Annotated in this window: 25 protein-coding genes; 13 read left to right on the top strand and 12 right to left on the bottom strand. The window is 69.7% G+C overall.

Annotation, left to right across the window (positions count from 1 at the left end; translation table 11 throughout):
- The first annotated feature begins 10 nt into the window (after positions 1-10).
- From ACF8ME_RS04385 to ACF8ME_RS04365, 5 genes are read left to right on the top strand one after another with little or no spacing between them, the layout of a single operon-like run.
- The gene (locus ACF8ME_RS04385; protein ID WP_016448427.1) at positions 11-580 is read left to right on the top strand and encodes a chalcone isomerase family protein; all 570 of its coding nucleotides are present in this window, start codon (positions 11-13) and stop codon (positions 578-580) included.
- Between the two features lie 17 nt (positions 581-597).
- Positions 598-1,878, top strand: coding sequence for an MFS transporter (locus tag ACF8ME_RS04380; protein ID WP_016448426.1), 1,281 nt, complete (start codon positions 598-600; stop codon positions 1,876-1,878).
- Positions 1,875-2,435: a DUF3833 domain-containing protein gene (locus tag ACF8ME_RS04375; RefSeq protein WP_016448425.1), complete on the top strand. Its 561-nt coding sequence runs from the start codon at positions 1,875-1,877 to the stop codon at positions 2,433-2,435. Before ACF8ME_RS04380 ends, ACF8ME_RS04375 begins: the two co-directional genes overlap by 4 nt.
- 5 nt (positions 2,436-2,440) lie before the next feature.
- Positions 2,441-3,232 carry an SDR family NAD(P)-dependent oxidoreductase gene (locus ACF8ME_RS04370; protein WP_392415410.1) on the top strand — a complete coding sequence of 264 codons (792 nt, stop codon included), beginning with the start codon at positions 2,441-2,443 and terminating at the stop codon, positions 3,230-3,232.
- A gap of 5 nt (positions 3,233-3,237) precedes the next feature.
- Positions 3,238-3,678 (top strand): nuclear transport factor 2 family protein, encoded by a 441-nt coding sequence (locus ACF8ME_RS04365; protein WP_016448423.1) that lies wholly within the window; start codon positions 3,238-3,240, stop codon positions 3,676-3,678.
- Here ACF8ME_RS04365 and ACF8ME_RS04360 read toward each other — a convergent pair.
- On the bottom strand, positions 3,662-5,029 hold the full coding sequence (locus ACF8ME_RS04360) for a PLP-dependent aminotransferase family protein (protein WP_392415408.1): 1,368 nt from the start codon (positions 5,027-5,029) through the stop codon (positions 3,662-3,664). The two genes, ACF8ME_RS04365 and ACF8ME_RS04360, sit on opposite strands and share 17 nt — an antisense overlap.
- A gap of 69 nt (positions 5,030-5,098) precedes the next feature.
- Between ACF8ME_RS04360 and ACF8ME_RS04355 the strand changes: the two genes are divergently transcribed.
- From ACF8ME_RS04355 to ACF8ME_RS04345, 3 genes are all read left to right on the top strand, one after another.
- The gene (locus ACF8ME_RS04355; RefSeq protein WP_016448421.1) at positions 5,099-5,503 is read left to right on the top strand and encodes a VOC family protein; all 405 of its coding nucleotides are present in this window, start codon (positions 5,099-5,101) and stop codon (positions 5,501-5,503) included.
- Between the two features lie 63 nt (positions 5,504-5,566).
- Positions 5,567-6,424, top strand: a complete 858-nt coding sequence (locus ACF8ME_RS04350) for a PhzF family phenazine biosynthesis protein (RefSeq protein ID WP_034363277.1) — start codon at positions 5,567-5,569, stop codon at positions 6,422-6,424.
- A 22-nt stretch (positions 6,425-6,446) separates the two neighbouring features.
- A complete protein-coding gene (locus ACF8ME_RS04345; RefSeq protein WP_017407113.1) occupies positions 6,447-7,007 on the top strand; it encodes a DinB family protein in 561 nt (186 codons plus the stop codon).
- On the opposite strand, the gene ACF8ME_RS04340 is transcribed toward ACF8ME_RS04345, so the two are convergent.
- From ACF8ME_RS04340 to ACF8ME_RS04305, 8 genes are all read right to left on the bottom strand, one after another.
- The gene (locus ACF8ME_RS04340; protein WP_017407112.1) at positions 6,977-7,735 is read right to left on the bottom strand and encodes a glycosyltransferase family 2 protein; all 759 of its coding nucleotides are present in this window, start codon (positions 7,733-7,735) and stop codon (positions 6,977-6,979) included. The genes ACF8ME_RS04345 and ACF8ME_RS04340 overlap by 31 nt on opposite strands.
- Positions 7,732-8,349 carry a class I SAM-dependent methyltransferase gene (locus tag ACF8ME_RS04335; protein WP_392415405.1) on the bottom strand — a complete coding sequence of 206 codons (618 nt, stop codon included), beginning with the start codon at positions 8,347-8,349 and terminating at the stop codon, positions 7,732-7,734. The genes ACF8ME_RS04340 and ACF8ME_RS04335 overlap by 4 nt, the downstream gene beginning before the upstream one ends.
- Positions 8,346-9,104, bottom strand: coding sequence for a PIG-L deacetylase family protein (locus ACF8ME_RS04330; RefSeq protein WP_392415403.1), 759 nt, complete (start codon positions 9,102-9,104; stop codon positions 8,346-8,348). Before ACF8ME_RS04330 ends, ACF8ME_RS04335 begins: the two co-directional genes overlap by 4 nt.
- Positions 9,092-10,168 (bottom strand): acyl-CoA dehydrogenase, encoded by a 1,077-nt coding sequence (locus ACF8ME_RS04325; protein ID WP_392415401.1) that lies wholly within the window; start codon positions 10,166-10,168, stop codon positions 9,092-9,094. Before ACF8ME_RS04325 ends, ACF8ME_RS04330 begins: the two co-directional genes overlap by 13 nt.
- A gap of 111 nt (positions 10,169-10,279) precedes the next feature.
- Positions 10,280-11,806 carry a trehalose-6-phosphate synthase gene (locus tag ACF8ME_RS04320; RefSeq protein WP_392415400.1) on the bottom strand — a complete coding sequence of 509 codons (1,527 nt, stop codon included), beginning with the start codon at positions 11,804-11,806 and terminating at the stop codon, positions 10,280-10,282.
- Positions 11,803-12,621: a trehalose-phosphatase gene (otsB, locus tag ACF8ME_RS04315; protein WP_392415398.1), complete on the bottom strand. Its 819-nt coding sequence runs from the start codon at positions 12,619-12,621 to the stop codon at positions 11,803-11,805. Before otsB ends, ACF8ME_RS04320 begins: the two co-directional genes overlap by 4 nt.
- A gap of 7 nt (positions 12,622-12,628) precedes the next feature.
- Positions 12,629-12,862 (bottom strand): hypothetical protein, encoded by a 234-nt coding sequence (locus tag ACF8ME_RS04310; protein ID WP_016448412.1) that lies wholly within the window; start codon positions 12,860-12,862, stop codon positions 12,629-12,631.
- A gap of 239 nt (positions 12,863-13,101) precedes the next feature.
- Complete coding sequence (locus ACF8ME_RS04305) at positions 13,102-13,425, bottom strand: hypothetical protein (protein WP_016448411.1); 324 nt, start codon at positions 13,423-13,425, stop codon at positions 13,102-13,104.
- 318 nt (positions 13,426-13,743) lie between these two features.
- On the opposite strand from ACF8ME_RS04305, the gene ACF8ME_RS04300 reads away from it, so the two are divergent.
- Positions 13,744-14,709: a PA2169 family four-helix-bundle protein gene (locus ACF8ME_RS04300; protein ID WP_016448410.1), complete on the top strand. Its 966-nt coding sequence runs from the start codon at positions 13,744-13,746 to the stop codon at positions 14,707-14,709.
- Between the two features lie 25 nt (positions 14,710-14,734).
- On the opposite strand, the gene ACF8ME_RS04295 is transcribed toward ACF8ME_RS04300, so the two are convergent.
- Positions 14,735-16,147, bottom strand: coding sequence for a short-chain fatty acyl-CoA regulator family protein (locus ACF8ME_RS04295; protein ID WP_392415396.1), 1,413 nt, complete (start codon positions 16,145-16,147; stop codon positions 14,735-14,737).
- 117 nt (positions 16,148-16,264) lie between these two features.
- Here ACF8ME_RS04295 and ACF8ME_RS04290 point away from each other — a divergent pair, with 117 nt between their 5' ends.
- From ACF8ME_RS04290 to acnD, 3 genes are read left to right on the top strand one after another with little or no spacing between them, the layout of a single operon-like run.
- Positions 16,265-16,663 carry an acyl-CoA thioesterase gene (locus tag ACF8ME_RS04290; RefSeq protein WP_074922441.1) on the top strand — a complete coding sequence of 133 codons (399 nt, stop codon included), beginning with the start codon at positions 16,265-16,267 and terminating at the stop codon, positions 16,661-16,663.
- The gene (gene prpC, locus ACF8ME_RS04285) at positions 16,660-17,838 is read left to right on the top strand and encodes a 2-methylcitrate synthase (protein ID WP_392415394.1); all 1,179 of its coding nucleotides are present in this window, start codon (positions 16,660-16,662) and stop codon (positions 17,836-17,838) included. Before ACF8ME_RS04290 ends, prpC begins: the two co-directional genes overlap by 4 nt.
- A gap of 60 nt (positions 17,839-17,898) precedes the next feature.
- Positions 17,899-20,526 carry a Fe/S-dependent 2-methylisocitrate dehydratase AcnD gene (acnD, locus tag ACF8ME_RS04280; RefSeq protein ID WP_392415392.1) on the top strand — a complete coding sequence of 876 codons (2,628 nt, stop codon included), beginning with the start codon at positions 17,899-17,901 and terminating at the stop codon, positions 20,524-20,526.
- On the opposite strand, the gene ACF8ME_RS04275 is transcribed toward acnD, so the two are convergent.
- Together ACF8ME_RS04275 and ACF8ME_RS04270 are read right to left on the bottom strand one after the other, a co-directional pair.
- Positions 20,514-21,428, bottom strand: a complete 915-nt coding sequence (locus tag ACF8ME_RS04275) for a LysR family transcriptional regulator (protein ID WP_017407102.1) — start codon at positions 21,426-21,428, stop codon at positions 20,514-20,516. The genes acnD and ACF8ME_RS04275 overlap by 13 nt on opposite strands.
- A 142-nt stretch (positions 21,429-21,570) precedes the next feature.
- Positions 21,571-22,137, bottom strand: a complete 567-nt coding sequence (locus ACF8ME_RS04270; RefSeq protein ID WP_392415390.1) for a TetR/AcrR family transcriptional regulator — start codon at positions 22,135-22,137, stop codon at positions 21,571-21,573.
- Between the two features lie 137 nt (positions 22,138-22,274).
- On the opposite strand from ACF8ME_RS04270, the gene ACF8ME_RS04265 reads away from it, so the two are divergent.
- Positions 22,275-23,504 carry an efflux RND transporter periplasmic adaptor subunit gene (locus tag ACF8ME_RS04265; RefSeq protein WP_016448404.1) on the top strand — a complete coding sequence of 410 codons (1,230 nt, stop codon included), beginning with the start codon at positions 22,275-22,277 and terminating at the stop codon, positions 23,502-23,504.
- Positions 23,505-23,523: the final 19 nt, after the last annotated feature.

The following is a 23,523-nucleotide window of genomic DNA, read 5'->3' as shown; positions in this document are numbered from 1 at the left end:
ACTACGTCACATGCCGCGCCGCCAGGCGCTGGCCTGGGGCGCCGCCTGCGCCCTTGTCCCTTCACTGATCGCCATGCCCAACGAACTCCACGCCAAGACTCCGACTGCCGACCTTCCGGCCGAACTGCGCAGCGCCCTGCCGGCCGCGCGCCTGGTGGGCACGGGCGTGCTGCGCTTTTTCGGCCTGCGCGTGTACGAGGCACGGCTGTGGGCCGCACCGGGCTTTGTGCCCGAGGACTACGCCCGCCACCCGTTCGCGCTGGAGCTGGTCTATGACCGCAAGCTCGAAGGCGCGGCCATCGCCGAGCGCTCCATCGCCGAAATGCGCAGGGTCGACGGCTTCACCGAGGAGCAGTCCCGCCAATGGCTGGCGCTGATGAAGCAGGCGTTTCCCGATGTGGCGGCCCAGGACCGGCTGCTGGGCCTGAACGACGGCCAGGGCGAGGTGCGCTTCTTCCACAACGGCCGCCAGACTGCACAGCTGCGCGATGCCGACTATGCGCGCCTGTTCTTCGGCATCTGGCTCGCGCCCCAGACCTCGGCACCTGCCATGCGCAGCTCGCTGCTGGGCCAATCCTGAGCGCCCGGGACCACGCCATGGCCTCGCACCCTGCCGCCGCCCCCTTGCTGCCCTGGCGCACAGGGCTGGCCTATGGCGGCCTGGCCGCGCCGCTGGCGTTCGTGTCCCTGCCGCTGTATGTGAACCTGCCCTACCACTACGCCAGCGTGGCCGGTGCGCCGCTGGCGGGGCTGGGCGCGGTGCTGCTGGCCACGCGTGCCTTCGATGCCCTGGTGGACCCCGCCATCGGCCGCCAGGCCGACCGGCTGCTGCGCCGGGGCATGCGGCCAGCGTGGTGGGCGGCTGCACTGGCCAGCCTGCTGATGGTCCTGGGCTTCTGGGCGCTGTGGCATCCGCCGCGCGGTGCCCAGGCCGCCATGCTGGGCTGGCTGGCCTGCAGCCTGCTGGTGTGCACGCTGGCCTACAGCTTCGTCACCATCGTCCACCAGGCCTGGGGCACGCGCTGGGGCGGGCAGCCCGCCTGGCGGGCCCGCGTCACGGCCTGGCGCGAGGGCGCTACGCTGGGCGGTGTGCTGCTGGCCAGCGTGTTGCCGGCCTGGCTGGGCTTGGACGCCACCAGCGCCGTGCTGGCGCTGGGCCTGGCGCTGGGGCTGGTGGGGCTGTACCGGCTCAAGGCTCCGGTGACGCTGCCGCAGCAGGCCACGGCGGACACCTCTCGGATCTCACCATGGGCGGATGCCGGCTTTCGCCGGCTGCTGGCCGTCTTCATGGTCAACGGCGTGGCCGCGGCCATTCCGGCCACCTTGCTGCCCTTCTTCGTGGCCGACAGATTGCAGGTGCCCGGGATGCAGCCCCTGCTGCTGCTGTGCTTTTTTGGCGCGGCGGCCCTGGGCCTGCCGCTGTGGGTGAAGGCCGTCTCGCGCTGGGGCCTGGCGCCCAGCTGGCGCGCGGGCATGCTGGCCAGCGTGCTGGCCTTCGGCTTCACGCCCTGGCTGGGCACGGGCGACGGCCTGGCCTTCGCCGTGATCTGCCTGGCCAGCGGGCTGGCCCTGGGCGCGGACCTGGCCCTGCCGGGCGCACTGCTCACGGGCGTGATCCACGAGTCCGGCCAGGGCGGCCAGGGCGAGGGCCGCTACCTGGGGTGGTGGACCTGCGCCACCAAGCTCAACCTGGCCCTGGCCGCAGGGCTGGCCCTGCCCCTGCTGTCCGTTGCGGGCTACCGCAGCGGCAGCACCGATCCGGCCGGCCTGCAGGCCCTGGCCTGGGCCTATGGCGGGCTGCCCTGCCTGCTCAAACTGGCGGCGGCCGGGCTGCTCTGGCGCGCCGAGCGACTGCATTCTTCCTGGAGGCACACATGAGCCACATCACCCACTGCGCTTCGTTTTCACCACTGCGGCGCGCCTGCCTGGGGGCGGCATTGGCGCTGTCTCTGGCGGGCTGCGCCGGTCCTTCCGTGCAGGACTACGCCAAGGAGCAGCCGACGCTGGACCTGCGCCAGTACTTCAACGGGCCGCTGACGGCCCACGGCATGTTCACGGACCGCTCGGGCAAGGTGGTCAAGCGATTCACCGTGCGCATGACGGGCCGCTGGAATGGCGACGAGGGCACGCTCGATGAGCACTTCGTCTACAGCGACGGCAGCACGCAGCAGCGCATCTGGCATATCCGCCACCTGGGCGAGGGCCGCTACAGCGGCCGGGCCGACGACGTGGTGGGCGAGGCCCAGGGCCAGAGCGCGGGCAATGCCATCCGCTGGAGCTACGTGCTGGCCCTGCCCGTGGACGGAAGGGTCTGGAACGTCAGCATGGACGACTGGATGTACCTGATGGACGGGCGCACCCTGCTCAACCGCACGGCCATGAGCAAGCTCGGCCTGCACCTGGGCGACGTGACGCTGGCCATCATCAAGGAGTGATGGCCATGCCACTGTTATCCCGCCGGCTGAACCCGCCGCTGCGCGACTGGAAGGGCCGCTCGGCATGGCTTCTGGGCGCCTCCTCGGGCATAGGGCGCGCCACGGCCGAAGCGCTGCACGGCCAGGGCGCGCGCGTGATTGTCTCTGCGCGGCATGGCGGTGCGCTGCAGGATTTCGTGCGTGGCCGCGAAGGCTGCCTGGCCCTGCCGCTGGACGTGACCGATGCCCAGGCCGTGGCACAGGCAGCCCGTGCCGTGCGGGCCCATGTGGGCGGGGCGCCCGACCTGGTGGTGTACTGCGCCGGCCACTACCGGCCCCAGCGCGCCACCGAGTTCGACCTGGCCGAGATGCAGCGCCACTTGGCCGTGAACTATGGCGGCGCGCTGCACCTGCTCGATGCCGTGCTGCCCATGCTGCTGGAGGCCGGCCAGGGGCATCTGGCCCTGGTCGGCTCGGTGGCAGGCTATCGCGGGCTGCCCATGTCCCTGGCCTACGGTCCTACCAAGGCGGCGCTCAACAACCTGGCAGAAAACCTCTACCTGGACCTGCACGGCCCGGGCCTGGGCGTGTCCATCATCAACCCCGGCTTTGTCGATACGCCGCTGACGGCGCAAAACAGCTTCAGCATGCCGGCCCTGATCGGTGCCGACGAGGCCGCCCGGCACATGCTGCAGGGCTGGGCACAGGGGCGCTTCGAGATGAATTTTCCGCGCCGCTTCACACGCTGGGTGCGGCTGCTGCGCTGCCTGCCCGATGCCTGGTATTTCTCGGCGGTTCGCCGCATCACAGGAGCCTGAAACCGATGAGCACTGCCCTCGGCGATCCCCGACTGGACCGGCTGGCCCAGGCCTATGAGGCGCTGCGCCGCGACAACCTGCCGGCGCTGCTGGCCCTCTATGCGGAACAGGCCCGGTTCAAGGACCCGTTCAACGATGTGCGCGGCCACGCAGCGATACAGCGCGTGTTCGCCCACATGTTCGAGCAACTGGACCGGCCCCGCTTCGCCGTCAGCCAGGGCGCGGTGCAGGGGGACAGCGGCTTTTTGCTGTGGGAGCTGGGCTTTGTCAGGGCATCGGGCCAGCCCATGCACATCTGCGGCACCAGCTACCTGGAGTTCGATGCGCAGGGACTGGTGGCAGTGCACCGCGACTTCTGGGACCCGGTGGAGGAAATCTTTGCCAAGGTGCCCGTGCTGGGTGCCGTGGCCAGGGCGCTGCAGAACAAGCTCAGGGCTCCGCAGTAAGCAGCCTGGCCAATTGCGCCAGGGCGCCGTCCAGGTCGTCCAGGCCTGGGGCGCCCAGGCAGATGCGCAGCCCGCTGGCACGGTCGTGCGGCTCCACCATCAGCGAGCCCGGATCGGTCAGCGTCACGCCCAGCGCCGCTGCGGCCGACACCAGGCGGTCGGCGGCATCGCGCTCCATGGGCAGCCAGGCGTTGTAGGCCTCGGGGTGCAGCACCAGGCGGCTGTCGCCCAGGTGTGGGGCAAGGTGCGATGCGGCCAGCCGCACGCGCCGCTGTGCCTCATGGCGCAGGTCGGCCTGCAGGGAGGCGACCACGCCCTGGGACAGCCATTCATCGACCACGGCGCATGACACGGCCGAAGGCGCCATGGACAGCTCCTGCAGCGTCGCCAGCGCGGCGCCGCACAGCGCTGGCGGCAGCACCAGCGTGCCCACCTGCAGCCCCGGGCCCAGCGACTTGGACAGCCCGTTCACATGCAGGGTGATCTCGGGCGCCAGGGTCGCCAGGTGCGCAAGGCGCGCGTGATCGGGCGAGCAGGCGGCATACACGCCGTCCTCGATGATCCAGGCGCCTGCGTTCCGGCAGATATCCACGATCGCCCGCCTGCGCTCCGCGCCCATGGTGGCCGTGGTCGGGTTGTGCAGCGTGGGGGTGAGGTAGAGCACCTTGCCTTCGGCGGCGGGAATGCCGTGCAGCGCCTCGGCCAGCGCCTGCGGCAGCAGGCCCTGCGCGTCCATGGCCAGGCCCTGCAGGGCGCAGCCCTTGCGCCGGGCCAGGGCAATGGCGCCGGGGTAGGTGATGCGCTCGGTCAGCAGCCGGCCCCGGGGCTGGCAGACCAGGTCCAGGGCCAGGGACAGCGCCTGGCGCGCGCTGCTGGTCAGCACCATGTGGCCGGGTTCCACGTTCAGGCCCAGCGTCTGCAGCCAGCGCGCGAGCACGCGGCGATGCTCCGCATGTCCGCCCGGCGGCGCGTAGGAATTGAAGTGATCGGCATCGATGCGGCGCGCAATCGCGGTCAGCGTGCGCGCCAGCAGGCGTTCGCTGATGGCGGCCGGCGGCGCGTTGGAGGACAGGTCGATGGCCTCGCCGCCCTGCGTCCGCCGGGCGGCCACGAAGGTGCCCCGGCCCTTGACGCCGCGCGTCAGCCCCCGGCGCTCCAGCAGCGCATAGGCCCTGGTCACCGAGCCCAGGCCGATCTGCAGCCTGTCGGCCAGGTCTCTGTGGGCGGGAAGGCGGTCGCCGCCGGCCAGCCGGCCTTCGACGATGTCGTCGGCCAGGGCGCGCGCCAGCCGCTCGGCGGCACTGGCTTCAATGCGCGCAAGACGGGGTGTCCAGGGGGAGGGCAGGAGCATGGTCGGGGCAAGGAAAAAAAGAGTGTGCCGTGACACTATTTCATTTATCGATAGTGTAACGTTCACCCCATGTTCAGCCACATCACCGTCGGCGCCCGTGATCTTGAGCGGGCCGGCCGCTTCTATGACGCGGTGCTTTCCCCGCTGGGACTGCAGCGCCGCGCCGTCCAGCCCGATGGCGGGCCGGCCGCGCTGTGCTGGGTGGCGCCGCAGGCTTCCTTGCCGCGCTTTTATGTCTACAGCCCCTTCAACGGCGAGCCGGCCACGGCGGGCAACGGCAGCATGGCGGCCTTTCTGGCGCCATCGCCCGAGGCGGTGGATGCGGCCCATGCCGCCGGCCTGGCCCGGGGCGGCAGCGACGAAGGCCCGCCCGGCCCGCGACCGCATTACGGCGATGGCTACTACGGTGCCTACCTGCGCGATCCCGACGGCAACAAGGTCCATGTGGTGCATCGCGCCGATGTGCGGCCGTAGCGCAGATCGGGCCCGCCGCCCGTTTCCCCTTCTTTTCCTTCCCATGCAACAAGGACTGTCTTCATGAGCATTGCCGTTCATATGGTCGACGTTTTCGCCAGCGGCCCGCTGTCCGGCAATCCGCTGGCCGTGATCACCGGTGGGCAGGCGCTGACCACCGCACAGATGCAGCAGCTCACACGCTGGTTCAACCTCTCCGAAACCGCGTTCCTGCTGCCGCCCACGCAGGCGCAGGCCGACTACCGCGTGAGGATTTTCACGCTGGACCGGGAGATGCCTTTTGCCGGCCATCCCACGCTGGGCAGCTGCCATGCCTGGCTGTCCCAGCGCGGTGCGCCCAGGAACGCAGGCCACATCGTCCAGGAGTGCGGGGCGGGCCTGGTGCAGATACGGCAGGAGCATGGGCGGCTGGCATTCGCCGCGCCGCCCATGCTGCGCTTTGGCGCGCCCACCGCCGACGAGCTGGATGCCGCGCTGCGCATGCTGGGCATCACCGCCGAAGAGGTGCAGGCCGCCTCGTGGATAGACAACGGCCCCGGCTGGCTGGGCATCCGCCTGGCCTCGGCCGAGCAGGTGCTGGCGCTGAACCCGGCCCGGCAGTGGCCCACGCGCATGGACGTGGGCGTGGTGGGGCCCTATGCCAGGGGTGTCGGCGGTGCCAGCCCTGCCGCCTGCGAGGTGCGCGCCTTCTTCTCCGATCACCAGGGCGCCATCGTCGAAGACCCCGTCACCGGCAGCCTCAACGCCTCGCTGGCGCAGTGGCTGTTTGCGACGGGGGTGATGGACAGCGACTACGTTGCCGCCCAGGGCCGCTGTCTGGGCCGTGACGGCCGCATCTTCCTGACCCGTGACGGCACGGGCCAGGTCTGGGTGGGCGGCACGGCGCGCACCCATGTCGAAGGCGCACTGAGCGGCCTTTGATCCACACCGAAAGAACCCACGAATGACAGCGATCCAAGAGAGCCTGCGCGCTCCCGTCTCATCGGCCAGGGCCAACCTGAAAATGCTGGTGCGCTACAAGGCCTGGGCCAACGGCCTGACCTTCAAGAGCGTGATGGAGCTGCCCGAAGGCGAGGCCTTGAAGCAGCGGCCCACGAGCTTCGGCAACATGGTGCGCACGCTGAACCACGTCCTTGTGGTGGAGGACATCTTCAGGCACCACCTGCAGGGCCGCAAGCATGGCTACACCATGCGCAACACCGACCACACGCCCACGCTGCAGGCGCTGTGGGAATCCGTGCAGGCAATGGACCGCTGGTATGTGGAGTTCGTCGATGCGTGCCCGGACGAGGAACTGGCGAAGGTCGTGCACTTCGAGTTCGTGGGCGGCGGGCAGGGCGCCATGACGCGCGAGCAGATCGTGCTGCATGTGGTGAACCATGGCAGCTACCACCGTGGCTTTGTCAGCGACATGATGTACCAGGTGCCCTTCGTGCCGCCGGCCAACGACCTGCCGGTGTTCCTCAGGGACTGCTACCGCGTGGACGAGCCGGCCTGCGGTTGAGGCAGGGCCAGGGCCTGCTGCGCCAGGGCGCCCTGGAGCACGGGCAGCGCAGGCGGCGCGTCGCAGGGCAGGGCCCATCCCTGGCGCAGCGCACCGGCAAAGCCGTCGGCCACGCGCGAGTAGGCGCGGCCGCTGGTCATCACCCGGGGCCGGGCCGACCAGGCGATGCGGGCGCCGCCGGCCGCCAGGCGGTCCACCAGGTCCTGGTCCTCGCCGCAGGTGCGTGCGTCGAACCCGCCGGCCTGGCGGTAGTGCCAGGCCGAGATGCCCAGGTTGGCACCATGCACGTGGCGGTGGCCGTCGCGGTCCGTGTAGGTGGTCTCGAAGTGCCGCCGCGCCGTGTCCGCCTGGACGCCGTGGGCCGACCAGTCGGCCACCTGCACCGTGCCGCAGACCACGTCGGACTGAAGCGCCAGCTGGTCGGCCAGCCAGCTCGGCGAGACGGTGGTGTCGGCGTCCGTGAAGGCCAGCCAGCGGGCGCCCAGCAGCAGCAGGTACTCCGACCCCAGGGCCCGCGCCTTGCCCACGTTGCGCGCGGCAATGGACAACGGGATGGCGGGCCAGCGGCGCACGGCCGATTCGGTGGCGTCCTGGCAGCTGTCCAGCACCACCACGACGGCCACGGTCTCGCCTTGCAGGTCGGCATGGGCAGCCGCGCAAAACACGCTGTCCAGGCAGCGGCCTATGAGGTCTTCCTCGTCATGGGCTGGGATGCACACGCCGATCATCTGTCCGTCCTTTCAGGGGTTTTCTGCCAGATGTCCAGCTGGAAATCCGGTTCGCTGTGGCTCAGCAGCAAGTGCAGCTGCGCATGGGCCGACACGCTGTCATGCAGGGCGCGGGTGGTCTGCAGGTGATCGTGCGCCCCATGCCGCCAGTGGCACATGAGCCAGTGGCCGCCGCCCTGCAGCGAGGCCAGGCACTGGCGGTTGAAATGCGCCAGTGCCGCGTCGTCGAAGTAGTAGGCAAGCTCCGAGACCACGATGAGATCGAAGCCTTGCTGGGGCACCTGGGGCACCTGGGGCACCTGTGGCCATTGCCAGGGCAGGGGCAGGGCCTGCAGGTCCAGGCGGGCGCGGTCCTGCGGCGCAATCCGCTGCCGGCACAGATCCACGGCCCTGTCCGAGAAATCGACGGCGCACAGCCGGTCGCAGCGCTGCAGCAGGCGCTGCGTGGCCTCGCCATTGCCGCAGCCGGGCTCGAAGCCGTGGGCATAGCGCTCGCGCGGCAGGGCGGCCAGCAGCAGGTCGCGCTTGCGCCGCTCGTACCAGCGTGATGCGACCTGCCAGGGGTCGGGGTCGGCCTGGTACATCTGCTCGAAGTGCTGCCGGGCGCCGTTCATAGAAACACCACTTCAAACGGACGCAGCAGGCGCTGAGTGGCCCAGGACGGCAGGATGGCGTCGCGGCCCGTGGACGGGTCCGGCAGCAGCTGGCTGCGAAAGCACGACAGGGCCTGGCGCTTGAGCGCCAACTCCTGCGGCGCCAGCGCAATGGCGGCGGCGCGGTGCCAGGGCACGCGCGCGTCGCCGGGCTCGGCCCAGTGCCAGGCCCAGATCGGCAGCTCGAAGAGCCGGCAGCCCGCGTGCCGGGCTGCCGTGGCGCAGGCCTGGCCCGTGGCCTCGTGGTCCGGGTGCCCGTCTTCGCGCCAGGTGCACAACAGCGCATCCGAGGGCTGCAGCAACGGCTCCAGCCGTTGCAGCAACTGCGCTGCATGCTCGGCGATATGGCCGTCGGGCAGGCCCAGCCGCAGCACCTGCGCCTGCGGCGCAAGCAGGGCCAGGGCCTGGGTGCTCTCCTGCACGCGCTCGCGCACCAGACGCTGCGGCGGCCACAGCGTCGAGTCGGGGTGGCTGGCTCCGCCATCGGTCACGGAGACGATGAGGCAGGGCATGCCCCGCTCGGCACAGCGGCGCAGCAGGCCGGCGCAGCCCAGGATCTCGTCATCGGGGTGCGGCGCGACGATGACGGCGCGGCGCCGGCCGTCCAGCAGGTCGTCCATGCATACCTGCGCTGGCCGGCGCTGCGCAAACCAGGCTTGCCAGCGCGATTCCGGCGTGCCCCGGCCCTCGATGAGGCGCGGCTTCACAGCATCCATGCCGCGCCTCCCGGTGCCTGCGAGGCCTGTGCCTTGTCGGCCAGCAGGCGGCCCAGCGCGGCCTGGTCGCGCTCGGCATGGCTTTGGCGGATGAAGACGGGCAGGTCGGCCATCAGCTGCGCCAGGCCCCTGTTCTTGCACAGCGGGCCCGGTCCGATGGCGCGCGGCACGCGCCGCAGCACCTCTTCGGCGGCGGCTTCCACGGCCAGGCGGGCGCGGTTCACGGCCAGCAGGCAGGGGTCCGAGGGCGTGGCATCGATGCGGGCCGCAGCGTCGCGCAGCAGGCCGGCCGCGCTGGCCAGGGCTACGTCCAGCGCGCCCAGGTGGGCCTGGCGGTGCGGGTCCTCGCCTTGACCGACGGCCTGCTGCAGATGGCTGGCGATGCGCGCTGCCGCGCCATGCCAGCAGGCAGCAACGCCCGCGCCGCCATGGTGAAAGCCGGGGCGGCTCAGGTACTGGCCCGGGGCCCCGACCAGCACGCCGGTGGCGCCGTCGAAGTGCACGTCGGCGCTGGCGCTGGCGGCCATGCCCACGGCCTGCCAGTGGCTGTCGTCCCTGCGGATGCCGGGCTGGTCCATGGTGACGGCGATCAGGCAGCGCCGGCCGTCGGCCAGCCAGCCGCTGACCAGGGCACGGTCCACCGCGCGCGCGCCCGAACACCAGGGCTTGTAGCCGGACAGCTGCACGGCCATGCCGGCATGTGCCGCAGCATGGGGGGCCGTGGGCGTGGCCTGCACGCGCTCGCCCGGCGGCTCGGCGCACCAGACGGCCCAGCGCAGGCCTTCGGTGGCCAGGTCTGCCTGCAGCTCGGAGAGGATGGCCAGGGCATCGGTATGGCCTTCATAGAGCTTGGCCAGGCTCAGGCTGTGGGCGGCCACCTCGGCCAGTGCGCGCCAGCGCTGCAGCGTGTGGCCATGGCCCGGCAGCGGCAGGCGGTCGGCGCCCTGCGCCACCAGCAGGGCCAACTGGTCCGCTGGCGACAGGTCCGTGTGGCCGCGCAAGGCCTGCGCCAGCGTGTCGCTGCATGTCCACGCATGGGCGTGCTCGTTGTCGTGCTGGGCCATCGCCGCTTGCCTTCCTTTTGTGTGTCGTGCGCAGCCCTGGAAATGGGGGTGGGGCCGGGCGATGCCATGGTGCCGGGAGGATGAACGCGGCGCCGCAGGAGCAGGAAGGCATTACCTGTCGGAGACCACCGACCGGCAGGCGTCCCGTTCCACGCCTTCGGCAGGGCAGGCGGCCAGCTCCAGGCGCAGCGGTGCCTGCTCCTGCCTGATCGAGGGAACGGGGATGCCGAAGGCTTCCCTTTCCCTGTGCTCCAGCGGCCTGGCCTCTTTCAAGGCAGACAGAAAGGCCTTGCGCCACCAGTGCACGTCCTGCTCGGCGATGCGCTGCAGCAGCCGCTGGTGCCGCTGGCGCCTTTCCTGCAGGGGCATCTGCAGGGCCTGCTGCACCACGGCGGCCGTGCCGTGCACGTCGTAGGGATTGACCAGCAGCGCCTCCTGCAGCTGCTCGGCCGCGCCGGCAAACCGCGACAGCACCAGCACGCCCGGGTCGGCCGGGTCCTGGGCCGCCACATATTCCTTGGCCACGAGGTTCATGCCGTCGCGCAGCGGCGTGACCAGGCCCACGGCCGCCGCGCGGCACAGGCCCGGAATGCCATCGCGCGGCAGGGTCTGGTGGATGTAGCGCACGGGCATCCAGTCCAGCTCGCCGTAGTCGCCGTTGACGGCGCCGCACAGCGATTCAAGCTCCCGCCGTATGTCGGCATACGCGTCCAGGCCCTCGCGCGTGGGCGAGCCGATCTGGATCAGCGTGGCGCGCCGGCGCTGCTCGGGATGGCGGGCCAGCAGCTCCCGAAAGGCACGCAGGCGCTGCGGCAGGCCCTTGGAGTAGTCCAGCCGGTCTATGCCCAGCAGCAGGCGACGCTGTGCGTACTCGTGCTTCATGCGCGCATGCATGTCCTGCGATGCGCCGGACAGGGCCAGCGCCGCGAAGCCCTCCACATCGATGCCGATGGGGAAGGCGCGGCACACCAGGCGCTGCCCATGGGCACGCAAGGCGCCATCGCCCAGCGACTGGCCCCCGGCCTCGTCGCAGACATAGCGCTCGAAATGCTGCACGTCCTGGCGGGTCTGCAGGCCCACAAGGTCGTAGGCAAACAGGCAGCGCATCAGCCATGCATGCTCGGGAATGGCCGCCAGCAGGGTCGGCGGGGGCAATGGGATGTGCAGGAAAAAGCCGATGCGCTGGCGGCAGCCCAGGGCGCGCAGCTCGGCCGCCAGCGGGATCAGGTGGTAGTCATGCACCCAGAGGATGTCGTCCTGCGCCAGCAGGGGCAGCAGCCTGCGCGCAAGCAGCTGGTTCACGCGGCGGTAGCCGGCCGCATGGCCCGTGTCGAAGCTCGCCAGGTCCAGCCGTCCGTGAAAGACGGGCCACAGCACGCCGTTGCTGTAGCCCGCGTAGTAGCTGTCATGGTCCGCGCGGTCCAGGTCCACCGTGGCCAGCGTGACGTTGCCTGCCTGGGTGCGGTGCACATGGCCGGCCGGCGCGGCCTGGGCACCGTCGTCGGTGACGGCGCCGCTCCAGCCGAACCACAGGCCGCCCGTCTGCCGCAGCGCATCGCCCATGGCCACGGCAAGGCCCCCGGCCGCGGCCCTGCGCGGATCGGCCACGCGGTTGGAGATCACCACCAGCCGGCTCATGGCAGCACCTCCGCGCAGGTCTGCGCAGCCAGGTGCATGCATGCGGACTTCAGCCAGGCATGCGCGGCCTGCGGGCTGCCCAGCCGGTGGCGGGCCCTGCTTGCGCCTTCGCCCACCTTGATCGCCATGCCGCCGTGCGCCTGCACCACGGCAAAGCCGCTCTCGTCCGTGACATCGTCACCGGCAAACACCGGGGTGCGGCCGGCGAACGGCGCTTCGCGCAGGAAGGCCGCAATGGCGTGGCCTTTGTCCACGCCTGCGGGCCTGACCTCCAGCACGCATTTGCCGTGCAGCAACTCCAGCCCGGGCTGGTGTCGCAGGGCGCGGCCCAACATGTCCAGGCACAGCGCCGCCAGCTCTGGCGCACGCCGGTAGTGCAGTGCGACCGAGGAGCGCTTGCGCTCCACCAGCAGGCGCGGATGATCGGCCGCCAAGGCATTGCACATCTGCAGCACGGTCTCTGGCATGGCCGATGCCTGCATGTGCAGGCGGCCTGCGGCATCCCGCCGCTGCAGGCCGTGCTCGCAGGCGGCGGGCAGATGCAGCGGCGCCAGAAAGCGGTCCAGCATCTTGACCTGCCGACCCGTGACGATGGCCAGCGCACCGCCCAACAGACCCTGCAGCCTGGCCAGCATGGGGATCAGGCCGGGGTCTGGCGCAATGGCGTCCGGGGTCTCGGCCAGCGGCACGAGCGTGCCGTCGAAGTCGAGGAACAGGGCGGATCTGCAGGTGGGGAATGGGGGTGTTTCCATGGAGGCGCCAGGGTATGGGTTGCCGGTTTCGTGGATCGACATCAGGAAAGCGTCTGCTGCCATGGCCTGCTCACCGCTCGGCCTTGATGGAGCCGCGGATGTTGGTGATGGCCAGGCAGAACTGCAGGCTCACCAGCGCCCAGGCCGCCGTGGACCAGCCCCACAGCGCCCACAGCGCATTGCTGAGCATCAGGACCCAGAAGCCCAGGTTGCGCCTTTGCGCAGAACGCGAGCCCACACACCAGGCGCCGGCGATGGAGGCCAGAAAGGCAGGCCACTGGAGCCAGTCGGGAATGTCGGGCATGGGGTTGCTCCTGTATGGAGTAAAGCGCGGGCACCTCAGTTGCCGGGCCGTGCCGGGTCGTCTTTGTCGATGGAGTGGCATTCCTTGCAGGCTCCGCTTTCGTGCGCGCGGGCGGCCAGATTGACGTGGAAGGCCGCCCCTTGCTGCAGCTGCTCCCCGTCCAGAGCCCTTCGATGCCGGTCATGCGGTTGCTGGCTGCCAGCAGCTCGTTGCGCTTCAGGTGCAAGCTTCAGGTGCCATCAAGGCTGCTTGCGCACCATCTTCTTGCGCCGTTCGGCATCCAGGCCCGGCGTCTGGCGCATGTCGGTATCGACCTGGCCGGAGGCGAGGTCGTCATGGGCCTGGCGCATCACCGGATCGGGCGCATCGCTGGTAGCGTCCAGGCTCTGGTCGCGCTCGTGCGGAAGGCGCAGGCCCTGTTCGGATGCGTCGGATGCATCGGATTCACCAGGCGCATGGGGCGCCTTGCCGACCTGTCCGGGCAGCTTGGTCTGGCCATCGCCCGACGGCTTCGCCTGTGTGGGTGCAGAGGACTTGGATGCGGATGGGGTCTTGTCTTTCATGGCGTCTTCCTTTCATTCGCGGGCCTGCGCAGGCGGCGCTTGGGCCATGGTCTCTTGGCCCTTTCGCAGCCGCCGTGGGACCACGCCGAAAGCGCAGGAACGAAAAGATGCCTCGCGCATGAACGCCGTTCTCAGGCACGCCGATTGCCCTGTGATTGCCCTGTGCCGGGGTGCGAAAAATGGCCACAGGCCGCTGGCGCGATGTCCGCAAGGGCAGGGCGCTGCGTTCCTACGGCACATGGCCGCAAGCGCGCACGCCGGACGGCCGCCGCGGCCATCAGCATAGGAATCACTTTCAACTGCCAAGGAGCACATTCCATGACGCAATCGAACCCCGCAAACCGTGACCCGCTGTCCGACGCACCCGGCGCGCACCCGGTGGGCACCGGCATAGGCGCAGCAGGCGGCGCCGTCACCGGCGCTGCATTCGGCGCAATGGGCGGCCCCATCGGCGCTGCCGTGGGCGGCGTGGCCGGTGCCGTGGTCGGCGGGCTGGCCGGCAAGGGTGCAGCCGAAGCCGTCAATCCCACGGTCGAGGACGCCTACTGGCGCGACGCCTACCAGAACGAGCCCTACTACGTGGCCGGCCGCAGCTACGAGGAGTACCGCCCCGCCTACGAGCTGGGCTGGAACGCGGCCGCCGCGCGCCGCGATGCCGATTTCGATGCCTTCGACGCCGAATGGGAGCGCGAATGGACCACGCGCCGTGGCGCCAGCCATCTGGACTGGGATCAGGCCCGGCCCGCAGCGCGCGCAGCCTGGGAGCGCGCAGGCGTTCGCGATGTCCGTGATGACACGGGGACCATCGTGGCACCGGCCTACACCGGCGACATCGACAACGACGATGTGGCCGACGTGCTCAACGACCTGCTCGAATCCTGCCGCGATGGCGAGTACGGCTTTCGCACCTCGGCCGAGAACGCCGACTCGCCGGACCTCAAGACCCTGTTCCTGCGCCACAGCGCCGAGTGCGGCGCCGCCGCGCTGGAGCTGGAGGCCGAGATCCGCAAGCTGGGCCGCGAGCCCGCATCGGGCGGCACGGTGGCCGGCGCGCTGCACCGGGGCTGGGTGTCGGTGAAGACGGCGCTGACCTCGCAGGACGACAAGGCCGTGCTGGAGGAGTGCGAGCGCGGCGAGGATTCCGCCGTCGCCCAGTACCGCAAGGCGCTCAAGCAGCCGCTGCCTCCGGCCATCCGCGTGATGGTGGAGCGCCAGGCTCAGGGAGCGCAGCGCAACCACGACGAAGTGCGCGATCTGCGCGACCGCATGCGCGCGGCCTCCTGACGCGGCACAGGATGCCTGGGGGTTGCTAGCCGCCTACGCCGTACGGCGCAAAGCGGCTGGCGTTCTCATCCACATGCAGCGCCTTTCCCACATAGGGAAAGGCGCGCTGCGTGCACTGGTCACGCTCGCAGACCTTGCAGCCCATGCCGATGGGCGTGGCCGATTCCGGATCGCCCAGGTCCAGCCCCTTGGCATAGATCAGGCGCGAGGCATGGCGTATGTCGCAGCCCAGGCCGATGGAGAAGGTCTTGCGCGGCGAACCATATCCGCGCTGACCGTGCGAGACCGAGCGTGCAATCCACAGGTAGCGCCGCCCGTCGGGCATGCTGGCGAGCTGGCGCAGCACCTGGTCGGGCTGGCCGAAGGCCTCGTACACCGTCCACAGCGGGCAGGTACCGCCGGTGCGGCTGAAGTGGAAATGCGTGGCCGACTGGCGCTTGGAGATATTGCCCGCGCGGTCCACGCGCACGAAGAAGAACGGCACGCCCGGTGCGCCCGGCCGCTGCAGCGTGCTCAGCCGGTGGCAGACGGTTTCAAAGCCCACGCCAAAGCGCTGGCCCAGCAGGTCGATGTCGTAGCGCAGTTGCTCGGCCGTCTCCAGGAACAGGTCGTAGGGCAGCAGCAGTGCGCCCGCAAAGTAGTTGGCCAGGCCCACGCGGGCCAGCTTGCATGACGCCGGGTCGCCCTGGAAGGCGGCGGTGGCGATCAGCCGGTCCAGCGTCTCGCCCATCTCCAGCAAGGCCAGCTGCGTGCCCAGCTGGAAGGCCTGTTGCGCAGGCTCCAGCGCCGAGGACAGCCACAGCGAGCGCGTGGCCGGGTCGAAGCGGCGCTGGCTTTGCCGGGAGTCTTCCGAGCGATGCACTTGAACACCGTGGCGCTGCTGCAGCCGCCGAACCAGCCAGTCCGCCAGATGGCCCGGGTCCGCGCGCGCCTCGCCTGCCAGGGCCTGGGCCGCGCGGTCCACTTCATCGAAGTAGTTCTGGTGCGCAAAGAAGAAATCGCGCACGGCCTCGAACGGCATGGTGCGCGCCACCGGCATGTCCGAGCGGTCATCGCCCAGCCTGAGCGACATGCTCTCGATGCGCTCCAGGGCTTCCAGATGGCGGCGGTGCAGCGCCATCACCGCACGTCCCAGGGCGGGCATCTGCGCGGCGACTTCCTGCAGCTCGGGCAGGGCAATGGATTCGGGCGCCTCGGCAAGGGCCTCGCGCAGGCCGGCGACCAGGCGCGCTTCCTCGTCCTCCGAGAACTGCTGGATATCGACGCCCAGCGCGCGGTTGAGCTTGAGCAGCACCGACACCGTCAGCGGCCGCTGGTTCTGCTCCAGCTGGTTCAGGTAGCTGGGCGACAGGCCCAGCGCGTGGGCCAGGGCGATCTGGGACAGGCCGTGCTCCGCGCGCAGTTTGCGCAGCTTGACGCCCATGAACGTCTTCTTCATGGCTGTTTCCTCGGGTGGCTGTTATTCGCAGAATTTGCAAATTCGCGGACTTCGTTTCGCAAGAATTCGCCTTTTCAGCACTATGGCAGGGGCGCTATTTTGCGTAAATTGCGAAACATGACAACACCCACCGGAACCGCCGAGTTGCATGAACTGGTATTGCCCGCGCTGGCCAACCACCACGGCACGCTGTTCGCGGGCCAGGGCCTGCAGCTCATGGCCAAGGCGGCCTTTCTCGCTGCGCGCAGCCTGGCACAGCGCGAGGTCGTGATGGCCGCCGTCACCGGCGTGGACTTCCTGGCGCCCGTGCCCGTGGGCCATGAGATCGTCCTGCGCGGCTGGGTCAGCCGCGTGGGGCGCAGCTCCATGACGGTCTGCGTCACCGCATCGGCCCAGGCGCCGGGCATTGCCTGCGAGGACGTGCTCAAGGGCCTGTTCGAGATGGTGGCTGTCGACCACAACGGCCTTCCTGCGGCCATTGCCCATTCCTATCTGAACCAGGAGACCCTTCCATGAGTACCACGACCATCGACGCGCCAACTTCGCCATCTGCGTCCGCATTCAAGCCCAAGAAATCGGTCGCGCTGTCGGGCGTGACCGCCGGCAACACCGCGCTGTGCACCGTGGGCCGCTCGGGCAACGACCTGCACTATCGCGGCTACGACATCCTGGACATTGCCGAGGTCTGCGAGTTCGAGGAAATCGCCCATCTGCTGGTGCACGGCAAGCTGCCCACGCGCCCCGAGCTGCAGGCCTACAAGACCAAATTGCAGGCGCTGCGCGGCCTGCCGGCCAGTGTCAGGCAGGCGCTGGAGCAGCTGCCTGCCGGCGCCCATCCGATGGACGTGATGCGCACCGGCGTCTCGGCCCTGGGCTGCGTGCTGCCCGAAAAGGACGACCACAACCTGGCGGGTGCCCGCGACATTGCCGACCGGCTCATGGCCAGCCTGGGCTCCATGCTGCTGTACTGGTACCACTGGAGCAATTCGGGCCGGCGCATCGAGGTGGAGACCGACGACGACTCCATCGGCGGCCACTTCCTGCACCTGCTGCACGGCCACCGGCCGTCCGAAGGCTGGGTGCGCGCCATGCACACCTCGCTCAACCTCTATGCAGAGCATGAGTTCAACGCCTCCACCTTCACGGCGCGCGTGATCGCGGGCACGGGCAGCGATATGTATTCGTCCATCGCGGGCGCCATCGGTGCGCTGCGCGGCCCCAAGCATGGCGGCGCCAACGAGGTGGCCTTCGAGATCCAGAAGCGCTACGACACGCCCGACGAGGCCGAGGCCGACATCCGCCGCCGCGTCGATGCCAAGGAAGTGGTGATCGGCTTCGGCCACCCCGTCTACACCGTCAGCGACCCGCGCAACGTGGTCATCAAGGGCGTGGCCAAGCGCCTGTCCGACGAGGCCGGAACCACCCGCATGTACGACATTGCCGACCGGCTGGAATCGGTGATGTGGGAGGTCAAGAAGATGTTCCCCAACCTGGACTGGTTCAGCGCCGTCAGCTACCACATGATGGGCGTGCCCACGGCCATGTTCACGCCGCTGTTCGTGATCGCGCGCACCAGCGGCTGGGCCGCGCACGTGATCGAGCAGCGCCAGGACAACAAGATCATCCGCCCCAGCGCCAACTACACGGGGCCGGATGACCAGAAGTTCGTGCCCCTCGATGCGCGCGCCTGAGCCGCCGCTGTCCTGAACCTGGCGGGCGGGCTGCAGGCCTGCCCGCATTGCATCCGCCCCATGAACAACGACCACAAGAAACCCCTGCCCGGCACCACGGTGCACTACATCGATGCCCGCGCCGCCGTCGATGCGCTCTCGCCCGGCGCCTGGGCACGCCTGCCCTACACCGCCCGCGTCCACGCCGAGAATCTCGTGCGCCGCGCCGATCCCGCACAGCTGGACGGCTACCTGCTGCAGCTCATCGAGCGCCGGCGTGACATCGACTTTCCCTGGTACCCCGTGCGCGTGGTCTGCCACGACATCCTGGGTCAGACCGCCCTGGTGGACCTGGCCGGCCTGCGCGACGCCATCGCGGCCGAAGGCGGCGACCCGGCCCAGGTCAACCCCGTCGTGCCCGTGCAGCTCATCGTGGACCACTCGCTGGCCGTGGAGTGCGGCGGCTTCGATCCCGATGCCTTTGCGAAGAACCGCGCCATCGAGGACCGCCGCAACGAGGACCGCTTCCACTTCATCGAGTGGACAAAAAAAGCCTTTGCCAACGTGGATGTGATCCCTGCAGGGAACGGGATCATGCACCAGATCAATCTGGAGAAGATGTCCCCCGTGGTGACAGTGCAGGATGGCCTGGCCTTCCCGGATACCTGTGTCGGCACCGACTCGCACACGCCCCATGTCGATGCCCTGGGCGTGATCGCCGTGGGCGTGGGCGGCCTTGAGGCCGAGAACGTCATGCTGGGCCGCGCCTCCTGGATGCGCATGCCCGAGATCGTGGGCGTGCGCCTCACGGGCCGGCGCCAGGGCGGCATCACCGCCACCGACATCGTGCTGGCCCTGACCGAATTCCTGCGCCAGCAAAAGGTGGTAGGCTCCTATGTGGAATTCTTTGGCGAGGGCGCCGACAGCCTGAGCATCGGCGACCGCGCCACCATCTCCAACATGTGCCCCGAATACGGCGCCACGGCGGCCATGTTCTCCATTGACGACCAGACCCTGGCCTACCTGCGCCTGACCGGCCGCGACGAGGCCCAGGTGCGCCTGGTCGAGGCCTATGCGCGCACCGCAGGTTTCTGGAGCGACAGCCTGGCCGATGCCCAGTATGAGCGCGTGCTGCAGTTCGACCTGTCCACCGTGGTGCGCAACATGGCCGGTCCCTCGAATCCGCACCGGCGCCTGCCCACCTCGGCCCTGGCCGAGCGCGGCATTGCCGATGCGGCCAAGCTGCAGGCCGCCCGCGCCCAGGAGCGCCAGGGCCTGATGCCCGATGGGGCCGTCATCATCGCGGCCATCACCAGCTGCACCAACACCAGCAACCCGCGCAATGTCATCGCCGCAGCGCTGCTGGCGCGCAATGCCAACCGCCTGGGTCTGGCGCGCAAGCCCTGGGTCAAGTCCTCGCTGGCGCCGGGCTCCAAGGCCGTGGAGCTGTACCTGAAGGAGGCCGGGCTGCTCAGCGAGCTGCAGCAGCTGGGCTTTGGTATCGTCGCCTTTGCCTGCACCACCTGCAACGGCATGAGCGGCGCGCTGGACCCCAGGATCCAGCAGGAAATCGTCGAGCGCGACCTCTACGCCACGGCCGTGCTCTCGGGCAACCGCAACTTCGACGGGCGCATCCATCCGTATGCCAAACAGGCCTTCCTGGCCTCGCCGCCGCTGGTCGTGGCCTATGCGCTGGCGGGCACCATCCGCTTCGACATCGAGCAGGACGTGCTGGGCGTGGTGGAAGGCCGCGAGATCCGCCTCAAGGACCTGTGGCCCGCCGACGAGGAGATCGACGCCATCGTTGCCCAGGCCGTGCGCCCCGAGCAATTCCGCGCCGTCTACGAACCCATGTTCGCCATCCGCAAGGACGATGGCGACAAGGCGCGGCCCCAGTACGACTGGCGCCCCCAGTCCACCTACATCCGCCGCCCGCCCTACTGGGACACCGAAGGCGTGGGCGCGCTGGCGGCCTTCCCGCGCACGCTGCGCAACATGCGGCCGCTGGCGCTGCTGCCCGACAACATCACCACCGACCACCTGTCGCCCTCCAACGCCATCCTGGCCGACAGCGCGGCGGGCGAATACCTGGCGCGCATGGGCCTGCCCGAGGAAGACTTCAACTCCTACGCCACCCACCGCGGCGACCACCTGACGGCCATGCGCGCCACCTTCGCCAACCCGCAGCTGGTCAACGAGATGGCCGTCATCGACGGCGTGCAGCACAAGGGATCGCTGGCGCGCATCGAGCCTGAAGGCCGCGTGGTGCGCATGTGGGAGGCCATGGAAACCTACCTGAACCGCCGCCAGCCGCTGATCATCATCGCGGGCGCCGACTACGGCCAGGGCAGCTCGCGCGACTGGGCGGCCAAGGGAGTGCGGCTGGCCGGAGTCGAGGCCGTGGTGGCCGAAGGCTTCGAGCGCATCCACCGCACCAACCTCATCGGCATGGGCGTGCTGCCGCTGCAGTTCCTGCCGGGCACCGACCGCAAGACCCTGGCCCTGGACGGCACGGAGGTCTATGGCGTGGAAGGCGAGCGCACGCCGGGCACCCAACTCACGCTGGTGGTCGAGCGCAGAAACGGCCAGACGCTGCGCGTGCCCGTGACCTGCCGGCTGGACACGGCCGAGGAGGTATCGGTCTACGAGGCCGGCGGCGTGCTGCAGCGGTTTGCGCAGGACTTCCTGGCACAGGCTCAGGCAGCCTGAGAAGGGGGCGTGCCAGCGGCCAGCGGCTGGCGCGCCAGCTCGATGAAGGCCTGCAGATAGTCGGTCTGCAGGTCCGCCACGCGCGCGCCCAGGAAGATCTGCTTGGCAATGCCCTGGGCGCCCAGGCGCACGGGAACCACGTCCAGCTTGCCCGCGTACTCCTGCACCAGCCAGCGCGGCAGGGCCGCCACGCCCCGGCCGCTGGCCACCATCTGCATCATGATGTCCGTGGTCTCTATGGCCTTCTGGCGGCGCGGCGTGATGCCTGCCGGCATGAGGAACTGGTTGTAGATGTCCAGCCGGTCCATGGGAACGGGATAGGTGATCAGCACCTCGGGCGCGAGCTGGGCGGCCTCCACGAAATCGGCCCCTGCCAGCGCATGCGCGCTGGAGACCACCAGCACCTGCTCGTAGTCGAACACGGGCACGAACTCCAGGCCCGCCTTGAACAGCGGATCGGGCGTGACCAGCAGGTCGATCTCGTAGCCGAACAGCGCGCCGATGCCGCCGAACTGGAATTTCTGCTTCACATCCACATCCACATCGGGCCAGCTCGCCAGATAGGGCGCGACGATCTTGAGCAGCCACTGGTAGCAGGGATGGCACTCCATGCCGATGCGCAGCGCGCCGCGCTCGCCCTGGGCGAACTGGCGCAGCCGCTCCTCGGCCAGGTCCAGCTGGGGCAGCACGCGCTGGGCCACGGCCAGCAGGTACTGGCCGGCCTGCGTCAGGCGCAGGCTGCGGCCTTCGCGCAGCCAGATGTCCGTGCCCAGCTGCTGCTCCAGCTTCTTCATGCTGTGGCTCAGCGCCGACTGCGTCACGCACAGCACGCCGGCCGCCGCCGTCAGCGAGCCCTGTTTTTCGACTTCACGGACGATGGCAAGGTGGGTGCGTTCCAACATTTTGGTGAGAAAAATTCATGGATTTTTGAACTAGAAAAATTTTAGTTCATTGATGCGAATCCATTCCATGGCTGCCTTCATCGATTGAAAGCAGTGCATGACCATCATTCATCACCTCGGTTTCCCATCGGCGCCCGGCGTGCTACGCGGCCGGTGCGCCGGGCTGCAGGGCGCCGTGCAGGAAGGACTGCTCCATCACGGCCGCCACGCTGGCCCGCGCAACACGGCCGCGCCGCTCCGCATCCAGCAGCCCCACGACCATGGAAAGCCACAGCTCGGTCATGGCCGCAGCCGTGATGTCGATGCGGAACACGCCGGCCTGCTGGCCGCGCAGGAAAAAGGCATCCATGGCCGCCACCCATTCGCTCTCTATCTGGCCGACCACCGAGATGTCGGAGCGCCAGAAATACATCAGAAACAGCAGCAGCGTCTGGTGGTCCTGGCAGTGGGCGGTGAGGAGGCGCAGCGCCTCCAGCGGCGCGTGGCGCTCCAGCTCGGCCGCGCGCATGGCGCGCGACAGGGTGTCGGCCGCATGCCCTATGAGCCGGTCGATGAGCTGGTCGCGCGTGGGGCAGAAGCGGTAGAGCGTGGCCTTGCTGATGCCGATGGCGCGTGCCAGCTCCTGCAGATTGGCCTTGGGATCGTCCAGCAGCGCCAGTGCCAGTGCGCCCAGCAGCTTGCCTTCGTCCTCTTGCTTGGTGCTCGTCATCGCTTGTCATGCCTCCTTGGAAAGTGCGGGGATTTTATCTGTTGATGTTTTAAAGAATCAAATGAATCGATGTTGACTCATTTGATTCTGATATGTACCATCGCGGCCTTCGTATCGAACTCAATCAGGTTGTGAACATGAGCATGCGTCTGAACAAGCGACGTGGCCTGCCGCTGGCGGCCCTGGTGCTGGCCGCCCTGGCCGCCCTGGCAGCGGGCTGCGGCCGCAACGAGGCTCCGGCCGCAGCGGGTGACGCGCTGCCCGTGGTGCAGGCCGTCACCGTGCAGCCCGCGCCGCTGGCCCTGTCCAGCGAGCTGCCGGGCCGTATCGAGCCCGTGCGCGTGGCCGAGGTGCGTGCGCGGGTGGCCGGCATCGTGCTGCGCCGCCATTTCGAGGAAGGCGCCGACGTCCGGGCCGGCCAGGTGCTGTTCCAGATCGACCCGGCGCCCCTGCGCGCTGCCCTGTCCCGCGCCCAGGGCCAACTGGCCAGCGCCGAGGCGGCCCTGATCGAAGCGCGTGCCGTGGTCGGCCGCAACGCGCCGCTGGTGGCGCAGGAGGCAGTCAGCCGCCAGGACTTCGAGGCCATGCAGGCCCGCCTGCAGGCGGCCCAGGCCGCGCGGCAGTCCGCCCAGGCCGAGGTGCAGGCGGCCGCCCTGAACCTGGAATACGCCACGGTCAGGGCGCCTATCGCGGGCCGCATCGGCCGTGCGCTGGTCACCGAGGGCGCCCTGGTGGGCCAGGGCGAGGCCACGCCCATGGCGCTGGTCCAGCAGCTCGACCCGGTCTATGCCGACTTCCAGCAGCCCGTGGCCGAAGCCCAGCGCCTGCGCGCGGCCCTGGCCGAGGGCCGCCTGGCACAGACAGCGGGCAAGGACGGCACGCCGGTCTCCCTGAAGGTGGACGGCACGGGCCTGCAGCGCACGGGGCAACTGCTGTTCTCGGATGTGACGGTGGACCGCGGCACCGGCCAGATGTCGCTGCGCGGGCGCTTCGACAACCGCGACGGCATGCTGCTGCCCGGCATGTATGTGCGCGTGACCGTGGGCCAGGGCGTGGACCCTGCCGCCATCCTGGTGCCGCAGCGGGCCGTGCAGCGCAGCACCGACGGGCAGGCCCACGTGCTGGTGGTGGATGGCCAGGACACGCTGCAGATGCGCCCTGTGCAGACTGCGGCCATGCATGGCGCGCAGTGGCAGATCAGCGCAGGCCTCAAGGCCGGCGAGCGCGTGGTGGTGGGCCGCATGGCGGGCCTGCAGCCCGGGGCGCGGGTACAGGTCACGGCCCTTTCCGATGCCGCGGCCTCCCCTACGGCGGGGCTGTCCGGCACCTTCAGCGCCTCCGGCAGCTCCGCCACGTCCAGCGACTGAGCCGGCGCCTGCCCAAGGA

This window comes from Delftia sp. WSY_7 (assembly GCF_043104845.1).
Lineage (GTDB): Bacteria > Pseudomonadota > Gammaproteobacteria > Burkholderiales > Burkholderiaceae_C > Comamonas > Comamonas tsuruhatensis.
This window is presented reverse-complemented; position numbering and strand designations above follow the sequence as displayed.